General features: G+C 72.0%; 16 protein-coding genes. 8 read left to right on the top strand and 8 right to left on the bottom strand.

Annotated elements, in window-relative coordinates; genetic code table 11:
- Positions 1-13: 13 nt before the first annotated feature.
- Entirely contained in the window at positions 14-1,387 is a 1,374-nt protein-coding gene (gene lpdA / locus ACIOD2_RS26460; protein ID WP_400543333.1) for a dihydrolipoyl dehydrogenase, read from the bottom strand.
- A 181-nt stretch (positions 1,388-1,568) separates the two neighbouring features.
- Between lpdA and ACIOD2_RS26465 the strand changes: the two genes are divergently transcribed.
- The gene (locus tag ACIOD2_RS26465) at positions 1,569-1,913 is read left to right on the top strand and encodes an oxidoreductase (protein WP_392775010.1); all 345 of its coding nucleotides are present in this window, start codon (positions 1,569-1,571) and stop codon (positions 1,911-1,913) included.
- Here ACIOD2_RS26465 and ACIOD2_RS26470 read toward each other — a convergent pair.
- The 3 genes from ACIOD2_RS26470 to ACIOD2_RS26480 are packed head-to-tail and all read right to left on the bottom strand — an operon-like array spanning position 1,910 to position 4,818.
- On the bottom strand, positions 1,910-2,362 hold the full coding sequence (locus ACIOD2_RS26470) for a GNAT family N-acetyltransferase (RefSeq protein WP_400543336.1): 453 nt from the start codon (positions 2,360-2,362) through the stop codon (positions 1,910-1,912). The genes ACIOD2_RS26465 and ACIOD2_RS26470 overlap by 4 nt on opposite strands.
- A complete protein-coding gene (locus ACIOD2_RS26475; RefSeq protein WP_400543339.1) occupies positions 2,359-3,318 on the bottom strand; it encodes an SMI1/KNR4 family protein in 960 nt (319 codons plus the stop codon). The genes ACIOD2_RS26470 and ACIOD2_RS26475 overlap by 4 nt, the downstream gene beginning before the upstream one ends.
- Positions 3,319-4,818, bottom strand: coding sequence for a leucyl aminopeptidase (locus ACIOD2_RS26480; protein ID WP_400543342.1), 1,500 nt, complete (start codon positions 4,816-4,818; stop codon positions 3,319-3,321).
- Positions 4,819-4,927: 109 nt separating this feature from the next.
- Between ACIOD2_RS26480 and ACIOD2_RS26485 the strand changes: the two genes are divergently transcribed.
- Both ACIOD2_RS26485 and ACIOD2_RS26490 read left to right on the top strand, forming a co-directional pair.
- Entirely contained in the window at positions 4,928-5,776 is an 849-nt protein-coding gene (locus tag ACIOD2_RS26485) for a hypothetical protein (protein WP_400543345.1), read from the top strand.
- Positions 5,769-6,443, top strand: coding sequence for a DUF402 domain-containing protein (locus ACIOD2_RS26490; protein ID WP_400543348.1), 675 nt, complete (start codon positions 5,769-5,771; stop codon positions 6,441-6,443). Before ACIOD2_RS26485 ends, ACIOD2_RS26490 begins: the two co-directional genes overlap by 8 nt.
- On the opposite strand, the gene ACIOD2_RS26495 is transcribed toward ACIOD2_RS26490, so the two are convergent.
- Positions 6,400-6,702, bottom strand: a complete 303-nt coding sequence (locus ACIOD2_RS26495) for a hypothetical protein (RefSeq protein ID WP_400543351.1) — start codon at positions 6,700-6,702, stop codon at positions 6,400-6,402. The genes ACIOD2_RS26490 and ACIOD2_RS26495 overlap by 44 nt on opposite strands.
- A gap of 107 nt (positions 6,703-6,809) precedes the next feature.
- Here ACIOD2_RS26495 and ACIOD2_RS26500 point away from each other — a divergent pair, with 107 nt between their 5' ends.
- The gene (locus ACIOD2_RS26500; RefSeq protein ID WP_400543354.1) at positions 6,810-7,913 is read left to right on the top strand and encodes a branched-chain amino acid aminotransferase; all 1,104 of its coding nucleotides are present in this window, start codon (positions 6,810-6,812) and stop codon (positions 7,911-7,913) included.
- Between the two features lie 77 nt (positions 7,914-7,990).
- Here ACIOD2_RS26500 and cobT read toward each other — a convergent pair whose 3' ends face one another.
- Positions 7,991-9,067: a nicotinate-nucleotide--dimethylbenzimidazole phosphoribosyltransferase gene (gene cobT, locus ACIOD2_RS26505; protein ID WP_400543357.1), complete on the bottom strand. Its 1,077-nt coding sequence runs from the start codon at positions 9,065-9,067 to the stop codon at positions 7,991-7,993.
- Between the two features lie 271 nt (positions 9,068-9,338).
- Here cobT and ACIOD2_RS26510 point away from each other — a divergent pair, with 271 nt between their 5' ends.
- The gene (locus ACIOD2_RS26510) at positions 9,339-10,025 is read left to right on the top strand and encodes a 2-C-methyl-D-erythritol 4-phosphate cytidylyltransferase (RefSeq protein WP_400543360.1); all 687 of its coding nucleotides are present in this window, start codon (positions 9,339-9,341) and stop codon (positions 10,023-10,025) included.
- Here the strand turns inward: ACIOD2_RS26510 and ACIOD2_RS26515 are convergent.
- Positions 10,022-10,483: a hypothetical protein gene (locus tag ACIOD2_RS26515; RefSeq protein ID WP_400543363.1), complete on the bottom strand. Its 462-nt coding sequence runs from the start codon at positions 10,481-10,483 to the stop codon at positions 10,022-10,024. The genes ACIOD2_RS26510 and ACIOD2_RS26515 overlap by 4 nt on opposite strands.
- Positions 10,484-10,619: 136 nt before the next feature.
- Between ACIOD2_RS26515 and ACIOD2_RS26520 the strand changes: the two genes are divergently transcribed.
- Genes ACIOD2_RS26520 through ACIOD2_RS26530 form a run of 3 tightly spaced genes read left to right on the top strand, consistent with a single transcriptional unit; the run spans position 10,620 to position 12,425 of the window.
- A complete protein-coding gene (locus ACIOD2_RS26520; RefSeq protein ID WP_400543366.1) occupies positions 10,620-11,369 on the top strand; it encodes a GntR family transcriptional regulator in 750 nt (249 codons plus the stop codon).
- Positions 11,366-12,205: a phosphoribosylaminoimidazolesuccinocarboxamide synthase gene (locus ACIOD2_RS26525; RefSeq protein WP_400543369.1), complete on the top strand. Its 840-nt coding sequence runs from the start codon at positions 11,366-11,368 to the stop codon at positions 12,203-12,205. The genes ACIOD2_RS26520 and ACIOD2_RS26525 overlap by 4 nt, the downstream gene beginning before the upstream one ends.
- Positions 12,198-12,425, top strand: coding sequence for a hypothetical protein (locus ACIOD2_RS26530; protein WP_323332556.1), 228 nt, complete (start codon positions 12,198-12,200; stop codon positions 12,423-12,425). Before ACIOD2_RS26525 ends, ACIOD2_RS26530 begins: the two co-directional genes overlap by 8 nt.
- A gap of 61 nt (positions 12,426-12,486) precedes the next feature.
- On the opposite strand, the gene ACIOD2_RS26535 is transcribed toward ACIOD2_RS26530, so the two are convergent.
- Positions 12,487-13,476, bottom strand: coding sequence for an aldo/keto reductase family protein (locus ACIOD2_RS26535; RefSeq protein ID WP_400543373.1), 990 nt, complete (start codon positions 13,474-13,476; stop codon positions 12,487-12,489).
- Positions 13,477-13,552 lie beyond the last annotated feature (76 nt).

Here is a 13,552-nt window from a genome sequence, read left to right on the forward strand (position 1 = left end):
TGCTGGTGAGACGTCAGCTGTGCACGTGCAGCGGCTTGCCCGCGAGGGCGAGGAACGCTTCACCGAGGGCCTCGGTCTGGGTGGGGTGCGCGTGGATGAGCGGGGCGACGTCCTCGGGGAAGGCCTCCCAGCTGTAGATCAGCTGCGCTTCGCCGATCAGCTCGCCGACGCGGTCGCCCACCATGTGTACACCCACGACCGGTCCGTCGGGCGCCTTGACCAGCTTGACCCCACCGGAGGTCTTGAGGATCTGGCTCTTGCCGTTGCCGCCGAGGTCGTAGGTGAACGTGGTGACGTCCGAACCGTACTTCTCCTTGGCCTGCGACTCGGTCAGCCCGACCGACGCGACCTCCGGGTGCGAGTAGGTGACCCGCGGGATGCCGCTCTCGTCGATCACGCGCGGGGCGAGCCCGGCGATCTCCTCGGCGACGAAGATGCCCTGCTGGAACCCGCGGTGCGCGAGCTGCAGGCCCGGGACGATGTCGCCGACGGCGTAGACGTTCGGCAGGTTGGTGCGCAGCCGGTCGTCGGTGAGCACGAAGCCGCGCTCGATCTTGACGCCGGCCTCCTCGTACCCGTGGCCGGCCGAGTTCGGCCCGCGGCCCACGGCGACCAGGAGCAGGTCGGCCTCGAGGGTCTCGCCGGACTCCAGCGAGACGCTCACGCCGTTGTCGTCCTGCTTCGCGCCGGTGAACCGCACGCCGGTCTTGAAGGCGATCTTGCGGCGGCGGAAGGCCCGCTCGAGCTGCTTGGAGGCGAACTCGTCCTCGTTCGGGACCAGCCGGGGCAGCGCCTCGACGATGGTGACGTCCACGCCGAAGGAGGCCCAGACGCTGGCGAACTCGACACCGATCACGCCGCCGCCGAGGACCACGACCTTCTTGGGGACGTAGTCCAGGGCGAGGGCCTGCTCGCTGGCGATCACGCGGCCGCCGAGCTCCAGACCCGGCAGCGTGCGCGAGTAGGAGCCGGTGGCGAGGATGACGTTCTTGCCGGTGTGGCGGGTGCCGTCCACCTCGACGGTCGTGCCGCCGACGAACGTGCCGCTGCCCTCGACGAGGTTCACCTTGTGCGCCTTGGCCAGGCCCTGGAGGCCCTTGTACAGCCGGGAGACGATCCCGTCCTTGTACTTGTTGACCCCGGCGATGTCGATGCCCTCGAAGACGGCCTTGACGCCGACCGCCTCGGCTTCGCGGGTTTCGTCGGCGACCTCGGCTGCGTGCAGCAGGGCCTTGGTCGGGATGCAGCCCCGGTGGAGGCAGGTCCCGCCGAGCTTGTCCTTCTCGATCAACGTGACGGAAAGGCCCAGCTCGGCCGCGCGGAACGCCGCGGCGTAGCCGCCCGATCCGCCTCCCAGGATCACGAGGTCGGCGGAGGTGTCGGTCACTTCAATAGCTCCTCGGCAAGCAGTGGGGTGATGCTCTGTCGTCGCCCGTTCCCGGTATAACCGCGCGCGCGACTCCGCCATCTTGTCACTACGCCGGACGGGGCTGCGACCTAGCCGGGTGTGCGACACCGACCACACGGGGAGTCCGGGATAATGAGGAGGCAAAGTACCTGGAGGAGAGGTGGTCGTGGTGGGGCTCTTCGACTCGCTGCGCAGGCGCGCCAAGGGCGGTCAGCGGGCCGGTACGCTGCGGAAAGCCAATTCGGACGACACCCGGCACCTCGAGGAGTGGGCGGCCACGCGGCGCGGGGTCGAGGCGTTCGTCGAGCCCAAGACCAACGTCACGGAGACCACAGTGGTCTTGGTCGCTCACGACGGCGAGTGGACCCGGCGGCGGATCGGCAGCCTGGAGTCGGCGCAGTCGTTCGGCCAGCGCCGCTCGATCCCGGTCTACGAGGTCGCGCGGATCGGCTACCCGAAGCGGATGCGTGAGTACACGGAGCGGAAGAAGCGCGGGCAGGTCTAGAGGGCGATCCGGCCGACGACCTCGCCGTTGAAGGTCTGGCCGGTCGGCCGGAAGCCCAGCCGCAGGTAGAAGTCCTCCGGGCCGCCTTCGGCCGGGATCCACAGCACCGTCGCGGCCTTTTCGCCGCGCCGCCGAGCTTCGCCGAGCACGGCTTCGACGGCGAACCGGCCGTAGCCGCGGCCCTGGACGCCGGCGCCGACGTTGAGCCGCCAGATCCCGCAGCGGAAGAAATCGAGCTCCGCGCCGGGGTCGAACGCTCCCATCACGAAGGCGGCCGGCTCGCCGTCGGCGCGGATCAGCCGCGGCCAGGCGATCTCCGGCCGGGTGTAGGCCTCGGCGAGCGAGACGGCGACGGGCGCGACGAAGTCCTTCTGGTGCTCTTCGACCGCCAGCTGGCAGGTGGCCGCGACGTTCTCGGGAGTGATCTTCTCCACGGTGAGGGTGGTCACTGCGCCGACGCTAACAGGGTGGCGTGGTGTTCGAGCACCGCGCGGAACGACGGGTGCACGGTGGTGCCGAGCACCGGGTCGACCTCCACGACGTGCGACGCGGACAGCAGCAGCACGGCCGGTTCGGCCAGGACGACCACGCCGTTCTCGGCGCGCAGGTCGGCCGTGCCGAGCAGGCGCGGGAAGACGACGTCGGCGGGCAGGCCGTCGCAGGTGCGCAGGAACTCGCGCAGGTCGTCCGGCAGTGCGACGCCGAGCCGTTGTTCGGCCGAACGGATCGCCGCGGCCGACGCCGGGGGAGGGGCGGTGACGCCGCCGCGCAGGCGCAGGATCTCCGCGACCAGCTCCGGCCAGGTGCCCAGGTCCGGCGGGTGGCGCTCGTTCAGGGCCGCGACCAGCGCGCCCGCCTCGGCCCAGTCGCCCAGGCCGAGCGGGTCCGCGCCGGCCACCAGAGCCGGCGCCAGTGCGCGGGTCGCCGCCAGCATCGCGACGTCGGGGCGCGGCCCGGCCAGCTCGGCCCAGCGGGCGAGGTCGCCGTCGGCGAGCGCGGTGCGGACCTTGTCCGGCCGGGACGGCGCGACGTGCTTGACGACTTCGGCGATCACCCCGGGCGGGAGGACACCGTCGAGGTCGGAGACCGGACGGCGCAGGGACGCCGTGTGCGCGCGCTCCTCGGCGTCGAGGTCCAGCAGCGGCAGGCCCGCGGCCCACCCGGGACGCCCGCCGCGGGCTTCGAAGAGCATTTCCCAGGCACGGGCCCGGATCGGGTCGGCGGCCAGCGCGCTCACGGGCCGTTCCGTGCGGGCCTGCCAGTGGGCGACGACGCGGTCGGCTTCGCCGAGGGCGCCGGCGGTGGCGAGCAGCAGGGCCGCGTACCCGACCTGGTCGTCCACAGTGGACGAAACGGCGGTCAGGATGTCCCTGACCGCCGCTTCGAGGTACTCGCCTGCGTCCACTCAGCCGTTGGCGGCGATGTCCGCCAGCACGGCGGCGATCGTGCGGACCGGGACGCCGGTGCCGCCCTTGCCGGTGTAGCCCCACGGCGCGCTGGAGTTGAACGACGGGCCGGCGATGTCGATGTGCACCCAGTCGAGGCCGTCGGCGACGAACTCGCGCAGGAAGATCCCGGCCGCGAGCATGCCGCCCCAGCGGTGCCCTGTGACGTTGGCCAGGTCGGCCAGCCGCGAGTCGAGGTCGGCGCGCAGCTCCTCGGGCAGCGGCATCGCCCAGCCGTTCTCGCCGGTGGCCTGCATGATCGCGGCGACGCGGTCGCGGAAGTCGTCCGAGCCCATCACGCCCGCGGTGCGGTTGCCGAGCGCGACGACCTGGGCGCCGGTCAGCGTCGAGGTCTCGATCAGGTAGTCCGGGTTCTCCTCCGCGGCGCGCACCATGGCGTCGACCAGCACGAGGCGGCCTTCGGCGTCGGTGTTGAGCACCTCGACGGTCTTGCCGCCGTACATGGTGAGGACGTCACCCGGGCGGTACGACGTCCCGGACGGCAGGTTCTCCGCCAGCGGGATGTGCGCGACGATCTCGAGCGGGTACTTCAGCTTCGCGGCCAGGACGACCGACGCGAGCACACCGGCGGCGCCGGACATGTCCGAGGTCATGTGGTCCATGTTGGCGGCGGGCTTGAGCGAGATGCCGCCCGAGTCGAACGTGATGCCCTTGCCGACCAGCGCGACCTTCTTGGCGGCCTTGGCCGGCTTGTAGGCGACGCGGACGAGCCGCGGCTGGCGCGAGGAGCCGCCGCCGACGCCGAGGATGCCGCCGAAACCCTTGCGCTTGAGGGCCTTCTCGTCGAGCACCTCGAACTCGAGGCCGTTGTCCTCGGCGAGCTTCTTGGCGCGCTCGGCGAAGGACGCCGGGTAGAGGTCGTTCGGCGGGGTGTTGATCAGGTCGCGGGCGGTGAGCACGGCCTCGGCGATGCTGCCGGCCGCCTTCAGCGTCGCCTTGTGGTCGCGGGACGTGCCGGCAGTGGGGCTCGCGAAGTCGACCTTCGCGACCGGCGCGTCACCCTTTTCGGAGCGGTAGTCGGTGAAGACGTACGAGCCGAGGATCGTGCCCTCGACGGCGGCCTGCAGGTCGAGCTCCGACAGCGTGACGAACGCGCGGTCGGTGCCGGCCAGCGCGCGGCCGGCGGCACCGGCGGCGCGGCGGACCTGCTCGGGGGTGACGCCGGCACCCGCCTTGCCCAGGCCGACGGCCAGGACGACACCGGCACCGAGCTTGCCCAGCGTCGGCACCTTGACGACCTCTTCGGCCTTGCCGCTCGCGCCGAGCGTGGCGAGCAGGCCGGCGAGCCGGCCGTCGAAGGCGGCGTCCACGGCCGCGGCACCCGCGGCGAGCACGGGCCCGTCCTCGCCGGCCACGGTGCCGATGACGACCACGTCGGCGCGCGTCTTGGCCAGTGCCTCCCCGGTGTTGTCGGACAGGGCGAGCTTGGGCACGGTCACTTCTGGCTCCTCGCGCGTTCACGTGGTACCGGGCACCGGCCCGGTCGGGATCGTGAGCCATGCTAATGACAGGCGGACCAGGGGTGAACACAGGGAGAGGGAGGGCGGCGTGCGACTGGGTGGCGGGCTGCTGGTCGCGCTGGCGGCCGGCGCGGCGGGGGCGGGCTGGTGGCTGCTGGCCGGCCTGGTGCTGGCGGCGGTGGCCGCCGGTGCGGCGGCGAGGGTGCCGGAACCGGGGGACGCCCTGGTCGACCGGGTCGTCGTGGCCGTCGCGCGGCTGGCCGAGATCGCCGTCTACGCGATCGCCTTCGGGGCGTACGTCTTCCCGCTGCACCGCGAACTCGCCGCGGCGGCGTTCGTCGTCGTGGTCGCCGGGGCCGGGTTCGCCGGGATCAAGATCCCTACGTTCGTCGCACGCGCCGCGGGCGTGGTGCTCCTGGTGGCCGGTCTGGTCCTGGTCGCGCTCTGCGTGGCCGTGACGCCGGTTTCGACCGTCGGCGGCGGCCTGCAGCCGCCCGACTTCGCCGGGGTGCTCGTCGTGGCCGTGCTCACGCTTCCGTTCCTGCGGCCTCGCGGTCGCGAACACGCCGGGCTGCGGGTCCTGCTGCTCGGCGGGATCGCGGTGCTGGCCGCCTTCGCCGCGCTGTACCAGCTCGGCGCGGTCCGGCTCGGGCTTTCGCTGACCTCGCTGCGCGACCTGCTGTCCGCCGCCGACGCGGACTCGCTGCAGCCGGTCCTCACCGCGTTCGCCGTGGTCGCGACCGTGGTGCCGGCGCTCGCCGCGGGCGCGGAGGTCCGGACGCGGGCGGGCGTGCCCGGCCTCGCGGGCCTGGCCGTCGCCGCGGTGGCCGCGTACTTCCTGCCGGCGCTCCCGGTGCTCGTCGTCGCGGGGCTGGTGACGGTGATCGAACTGCTACTGGGCGTGCGTGCCCGCCGGTACAGTGGGGCGCGTGAGTGATCGACGCCGGAGGCCCGGGCAGACCGTGCTCGAGCGGTTCCACCGGCCGGACGGCTCGATCGGGCAGGTCCACCCGCTGCGCGTCCTCGAAGACGACGGCCGGGTCCTGCTCGGCTGGATCCCGGCGGGCACGCCGATCGTCGGCAGCAGGCTCGCCGACGGCCGGCACATGGCGGACGCGCCCCTGGAACAGCGGTTCCGCATCCCGCGCGTCGTGGTCCCGGACTTCTGGCACCGCACGTCGAACCTGCGCCGGATCGCCGACGACGAATGGTCGTCGGTCTGGTGGTTCTTCGACGCCGACGGCCGGTTCACGAACTGGTACGTCAACCTCGAGGTCCCGCTCGGCCGCAGCCCGGGCGCGGTCGACCGGATCGACGGCGTGCTCGACGTCGTCGTCGAGCGGGACGGCACCTGGCGCTGGGACGACGAGGACGAGGCCGAGGTGGCGATCGACGCCGGGCGGCTCACCTCGGAGCAGCTCGACCGGCTGCGCGCCGAGGGCGAGCGGATCGGCGCGCTGGCCGAGCGCGGCGCCTACCCGTTCGACGGGACGGGCACCGACTTCCGCCCGGACCCGGGCTGGCCGGTGCCGGAGCTGCCCGCGGGGCTGCTGGAGGAGCTCAGCCCGCCGTCAGGATCAGGACCAGCGCCAGCACGGCGTTGACGACCGCGAGGATCACGACGGACTTCGTCGGGATCACCTTCGGGAACACCGTCTTGTCGTGGATGCTCCGCCACCACACGACGCCGAAGACGCCGGCGACGAGGCCGAGGAAGCCGCCGAAGCCGCTGCTGAGCACGGCCCAGCCGACCATGCCGAGCAGGCCGACGCCGAAGGTCAGCAGCACCGCGGTGACGAAGGTCTTGACGCCGGCCCCGGCACCCGTGGCGCGGGGGACCGGCTCGGTGGAGTGAAAGGTCACGGCGTCATCCTAGAGTGATAACGGCGCGGACGCGGGAGGCCAGGCCGGTCGGGAAAACAGATGGACATCCGACTAACGCCCTTCCGACCAACAGGTATTCTCTGGCCATGACCATCACGACGCAGTTCGCCACTGTCCCGCACTCGAGCCCTGCGAGCCAGGAACGCGTCGCGGAGGTACTCGCCGCCCCCGGTTTCGGGCTGTACTTCACCGATCACATGGTGACCGTGAAGTGGTCCAAGAGCGAAGGCTGGCACGACGCGCAGGTCGGCCCCTACGCCCCGTTCACCCTCGACCCGGCGACGTCGGTGCTGCACTACGGCCAGGCCATCTTCGAGGGTCTCAAGGCCTACCGCCAGCCGGGCGGTGAGATCTCGTCGTTCCGCCCGGACGCCAACGCCGTGCGCTTCCGGCAGTCGGCCGAGCGGCTCGCCATGCCGCAGCTGCCCGAGGAGCTGTTCCTCGAGTCGCTGCGCGAGCTGATCGCCGTCGACAACCGGTGGGTCCCCACCCGCCAGGGTGACGCGCTCTACCTGCGGCCGTTCATGATCTCGACGTCCACCGGCCTCGGCGTCAACAGCCCCGCCGCCGACTACCTCTACACCGTCATCGCGTCCCCGGCCGGGTCGTACTTCTCCGGCGGCATCAAGCCGGTGAGCGTCTGGCTGTCCACCGAGTACGTGCGCGCGGCCCCCGGCGGCACCGGCGCGGCCAAGTGCGCCGGCAACTACGCGGCGTCGTTCGTCGCGCAGGCGCAGGCCGTCGAAAAGGGCTGTGACCAGGTGGTCTGGCTCGACGCGGTGGAGCGGCGCTGGGTCGAGGAGATGGGCGGGATGAACCTGTTCTTCGTCTTCGGCTCCGGCGAGAACGCCCGGCTCGTCACGCCCGAGCTGACCGGCTCGCTGCTGCCCGGTGTCACCCGCAAATCGCTGCTGCAGCTGGCTTCCCGCCTCGGCTACCGCATCGAAGAGCGCCGGATCTCCACCGAGGAGTGGGAGAAGGCGGCGGCTTCGGGTGAGCTGACGGAGACGTTCGCCTGCGGCACGGCGGCCGTCATCACGCCGGTCGGGCACGTCAAGCACGCGAACGGCGAGTTCACGATCGGCGACGGGCAGCCGGGCACCCTGACGATGAAGCTGCGCGAAGAGCTGACCGGCATCCAGGAGGGCACCCGCCCGGACGCCGACCACTGGATGATCCCGCTCGGCTGAGTTTCTGCTGAAATGCCGTGAGGGGCACCTTCAGGGACCGGATGTCCCTGAAGGTGCCCCTCACGGCATTCGCGGGGTCAGGTGGCGGTGGCGGGGATGAGCGGGCCGGAGACGCCGGCCTGCTCGTGCGTGGCCGTCTCGGCCAGGACGCGCGCGGCCATCGACAGCAGCGGCAACGCCGTCACCGCGCCGGTGCCCTCGCCGAGCCGGACGTCCAGCTCCAGCAGCGGGCCCAGGTCCAGGTGCTCCAGCGCGAGGACGTGCGCCGGCTCGGCCGTGCGCTGCCCGGCGACCCACCAGCGGCGGGCGCCCGGGGCGAGGTCCTCGGCGACCAGGGCCGCCGCGCAGGCGACGAGGCCGTCCAGCACCACCGGCGTCCGCCGGACCGCGGCCTGGGCCAGGAACCCGGCCATCGCGGCGATGTCGGCGCCCGCGGTGGTGCGCAGCAGGGCGGTCGGGTCGGCGAGCACGACGCGGGCCCGGCGCAGGGCGTCGCGCACCGCGGTGGCCTTGCGCATCCAGGCGTCGTCGTCGATGCCGGACCCGCGCCCGACGACGGCCACCGGCTCGGTGCCGGTCAGGGCCGCGACGAGCACGGACGCCGGCGTGCTGTTGCCGATCCCGAGGTCGCCGGGGATGAGCAGGTCCGCGCCGCCGTCGACCTCGGCGTCGGCGATCGTGATCCCGGCGCGCAGGGCGGCCTTGACCTCGTCGGCGCTCAGTGCGTCCTCGACGTCGATCGAGCCGGAGCCGCGGCGGACCTTGAACTCGCCGATCGAGCGGGTCGCCGGTGCCTCGGCGTCCACGGCCATGTCGACCACGCGGACGCTCGCGCCCGCGGCGGCGGCCAGCACGTTGATCACGGCGCCGCCGGTCAGCATCGTGCCCAGCAGCTGCGAGGTGACCTCGGCGGGATAGGCCGAGACGCCCTTGGCGGCGATGCCGTGGTCCCCGGCGAAGACGACGACGCGGGGCCGGGTGAACGGCCGCGGCGGCGACTGGCCCTGGCAGGCCGCGATCCAGACGCCCAGCTCTTCCAGCCTGCCGAGCGACCCGGCGGGCTTGACCAGCTTCTCGTGGAGCACGATCGCCGCGGACCGGGCGTGCTCGTCGGGCGGGGTGATCTCGGGGAACTCGATGTCGTCCGGCTCCACACCAGGCCCTTTCTCTTGTAACGGCAGTCCTTTTACGGCGCTGCTGGCGCCCAACCTACCGGGCCGCCGGAAACCGCCGGTGGGCCGCGTCACCCGTGGCCCTCCTGCGGCGCCGTGAGGGGCACCTTCAGGGACAAAGAGGTCGTGAGGGGCACCTTCAGGGACAAATAAGCCCTGAAGGTGCCCTTCATGGCATTGGCCGGCACCGGTGGACCGGGGCTCGGCTCGCCGTGTGAGCCGGGATCCGTCGCTCCCAGTAGTCTCGCCGCTCGTGGAGAAGACTGCGGCCGCGGTGGTGCTGGCCAGTGGCGCGGGCACCCGCGTCGGCGCGAAGGTGAACAAGGTCTACCTGCCGCTCGCCGGCCGGCGGGTGGTCGCCTGGTCGCTCGAGGCGTTCGCGCGCGTCCCCGGGATCGGCGTGCTGGTGCTCGTGATCCGGCCGCAGGACACCGAACTTGCTCAAGAGGTTCTCGCCGGCCTCGAAGACAACGTCGAGGTCGTGCACGGCGGGGACACGCGGCAGGCGTCCGAGCTGAACGCGCTGCGCCACCTCGCCCCGCGCATAACAGGCGGCCGGGTCGACGCCGTGCTGCTGCACGACGCGGCCCGGCCGCTGGTCCACCCCGAACTGGTCGGTGCGGTGCTGGCCCGGACACGCGAGGACGGGGGGGCTGTGCCGGGCCTGGCCGCGGACGACGTCGTCGAGGTGGATGCCGGGCACCTGGTCGCCCAGGTGCCCGGCGCGATCCGCGTCCAGACGCCTCAGGGCTTCCGGGCCGGACCGCTGCTCGAGGCCTATGAACAGGCCGAACGGGAAGGTTTCGTGGGAACGGACACTTCGTCGTGCATGGAGCGGTTCTCCTCCCTGCCGATCCGGTGGGTCCCCGGTGCGCCCGAGAACCTGAAGATCACCTACCCCCACGACCTGGTGGTCGCGGAGCGGCTGCTCGCCCGCTAGGCACACGCCGGAGGCCCGCCGTCGTCCCCCCTCCGGTCGTCGAAGTCGAAGCCCGTGCCGGTCGGCCGGATCGTCACGTCCGCGCGGAGCTCCATCGGGATGTGGCAGCCCGGCTGTGGCCGGAGTGCCTGCAGCGGGGCGCCGGGGGTGCCCGGCTCCGCCAGCGTCAGCGCCGCCCGCAGCGTCCAGACCGGGGTGGCGTGGTACTGCCACGTCACCACCCGCGGGCTGAACACGTCGGTACCCGGGAAGGTCGGCACCCGGTAGGCGCTGGCCCGGTGTTCGTCCCGGATGACGACCACGTCCGCGCAGGTCTGCCACTGGAAGACCGCCGCGTAGATCTCCGGCGCCTCCCGGCCGCCGAACAGGTGCAGCACCCATTTGCGGCGCCGGAGCTCCTCGAGCAGTTCCTCGAGGTCCGGGCCGCCTGATCCGGTGTGGGATGTGGGCGGGGACACACTTTCGAGGGTAACTTGCGTACTAGAGCGCAGTCCAGCGCGTGTACTAGTACACCTGGGTGGTTCTGAGCAGGGCTTTGAGGGAGACCCCCTGGCGTGCTAGAACACTTGTGCGTAGTCCTCGTGAGGAGCCGCCTTGCCCACCCTCGACCGTCCTGAGCCGCCGTACCTGCAGATCGCGGGCCGGATCCGTGACGACATCCTGTCCGGCCGGTTGCAGGAGGGCGACGCGGTGCCGTCCGCCCGCGAGATAGCGCGTACCTGGACCGTCGCGATGGCGACGGCCACCAAGGTGCTGGCCACCCTCCGCTCGCAGGGCCTCGTGCGCCCGGTGCGCGGGGTCGGCACGGTCGTCGACCGCGGCGGGCTGCACCGCAGCGCGCTCGACCGCAGCACCGCGTCGGCGCGCACCGGCAAGATCTACCCGCCCGGCCACTACGCCGTGATCCGGTCGGCCGGCCTGGAGCCCGTCACCGAGCGGGCCGCCGGCGCGCTGGGCCTGGAGGAGGGCGCCCCGGCCATCCGGCGGCGGCGTACCACCTACGGGCCGGATTCGCGGCCGCTGTCGACGTCGACCTCGTGGTTCGACGGCGCGCTGTCGGCCAAGGCGCCGGCGCTGCTGGTGCCCGAGCGGATCCTCGAGGGCACGTCGGCCTACGCGGCCCTGCGGCTCGGCACGAGGATCGCGATCACGCAGGAACGGCACGCGGCGGGCCTGGCGGACGAGGTGGAGGCGGCCGAGCTGGGGCTGCCCGCCGGGTCGCCGGTGCTGTTCGGCCGGAGCACCTTCCTCGCGGCCGACGGGACGGTCGTGGAATACGGTGAGTCCGCCGCGCTGCCCGACCACTGGGTTTTCCACGAGTACACGACTGAGGACGGCGAATGAAGCACATCCACGCGGGCAAGGTCCGTGACCTGTACGAGCTCGACGGCGACCTCCTGCTGGTCGCCACCGATCGCGTGTCGGTCTACGACGTCTCGCTCCCGACGCCGATCCCGGACAAGGGCAAGCTGCTCAACCAGCTGTCCGCGTGGTGGTTCGACCGGATGTCCGACGTCGTCCCGAACCACGTCGTCTCCGCGACCGACGTGCCGGACGAGTTCGCCGGCCGGGCGATGCGCTGCAAGCCGCTGAAGATGGTCCAGGTCGAGTGCATCGCGCGCGGCTACCTCGCCGGGCTGGGCCTGCGGGAGTACCAGCGTGACGGCAAGATCTCCGGCGTCCCGCTGCCGCCGGGCCTGGTCGAGGGCGACAAGCTGCCCGAGCCGATCTTCACGCCGACGACGAAGATCTCCGACACCGGCCACGACGAGTTCATGACCTTCGACGAGGTGCTGAACGAGATCGGCGAAGACACCGCGAAGCGGCTTCGCGAGCTGACGCTGGAGATCTACACGAAGGGCGCCGAACACGCCGCGAAGCAGGGCGTCATCATCGCCGACACCAAGCTGGAGTTCGGGTTCGACGCCGAGGGCACGCTGACCCTGGGCGACGAGGTCCTGACGTCGGACTCGTCGCGCTTCTGGCCCGCCGACGAGTGGGAGCCGGGCCGCCCGCAGCACGCCTTCGACAAGCAGTTCGTGCGTGACTGGTCCCGCGGCACCGGCTGGGACCAGACCCCGCCCGGGCCGGAGATCCCGGCGGACATCGTCGACCAGACGCGGCAGCGCTACACCGAGGTCTACGAGCGGATCACCGGGAAGACCTGGCCCCGTGGGTGAGCCGCGCGGCTACGACCCGTACCGGCTGATCGACGACGTCGAGAGCCTGCTGGCCGAGCGCGGGTTCACCCCCGAGCGGCTCCCGGGCCGCGGCGGTGACCGGCTGGCCGGGGCGAGCCGCTTGTTGCGCGGCTTCGGCGTCGAACCCCGCGTCTCCCCGGAAGACGGCCTCGACCTGGACGGCCACGTGCCCTACCAGGCCCGGATCAACCAGGACTGAAAGCCGTGAATGGCCCATTGAGGGACTTAGAGTCCCTCAATGGGCCATTCACGGACTTGCGTCAGGGGCTCTTGGTGAGGCTCGCGTCGCGCTCGACGACGTCGCCGAGGACGTCGTCGATGGCGGTGAGCAGGTCGGCGTCGAGCTTCTTGCCCGCGGCCTGGACGTTGTCCACGACCTGCTCCGGGCGCGAGGCGCCGATGATCGCCGAGGCGACGTTCGGGTTCTGCAGCACCCAAGCGACGGCCAGCTGCGCCATGGACAGGCCCGCCTGCTTGGCCAGCGGCTCGAGCTCGGCGACGCGCTTGAGGACCTCGTCGTCGAGGAAGCGGCGGACCATGTTGGCGCCGCCCTTCTCGTCGGTGGCGCGCGAGCCCTCTGGGAACGCCGCGCCCGGCTTGTACTTGCCGGTCAGCACGCCCTGCGCGATCGGCGACCAGACGATCTGGCTGAGGCCTTCACGCTCGGAGGCGGGGATGACCTGGTCCTCGATGACGCGCCAGAGCATGTTGTACTGCGGCTGGTTCGACACGAACGGCACCTTCAGCTCGCGGGCCAGCGCCGCGCCCCGGCTGATCTGCTCGCCGGTCCACTCCGAGACGCCGACGTAGAGCACCTTGCCCTGGCGGACCAGGTCGGCGAAGGCGAGCATGGTCTCTTCCAGCGGCACGCTCCGGTCGAACCGGTGCGCCTGGTAGAGGTCGACGTAGTCGGTGCCGAGCCGCTGCAGCGACGCGTTCGCCGACTCGAGGATGTGCTTGCGGGACAGGCCCTTGTCGTTCGGGCCCTTGGGGCCGGTCGGCCAGAAGACCTTGGTGAAGATCTCCAGGCTCTCCCGCCGCTGCCCCTTCAGGCCGCGCCCGAGCACCGACTCCGCGGCGGTGTTCGCGTAGACGTCGGCGGTGTCGAAGGTGGTGATGCCGGCGTCGAGCGCGGCTTTGATGCAGGCGTGGGCCTGGTCCTCCTCGACCTGGGAACCGTGGGTGAGCCAGTTCCCGTACGAGATCTCACTGACGTTGAGGCCGCTGCGGCCGAGACGACGAAACTCCATGGGTTCAGCCTAGGCGGTAATCGTTTGCTTTGCTAACGACCTGGAGTGACTCCAGCTGTCAGATGGCCTGATCAGG

It is taken from the genome of Amycolatopsis sp. NPDC088138 (assembly GCF_044741685.1).
In the GTDB taxonomy this organism is placed as follows: domain Bacteria; phylum Actinomycetota; class Actinomycetes; order Mycobacteriales; family Pseudonocardiaceae; genus Amycolatopsis.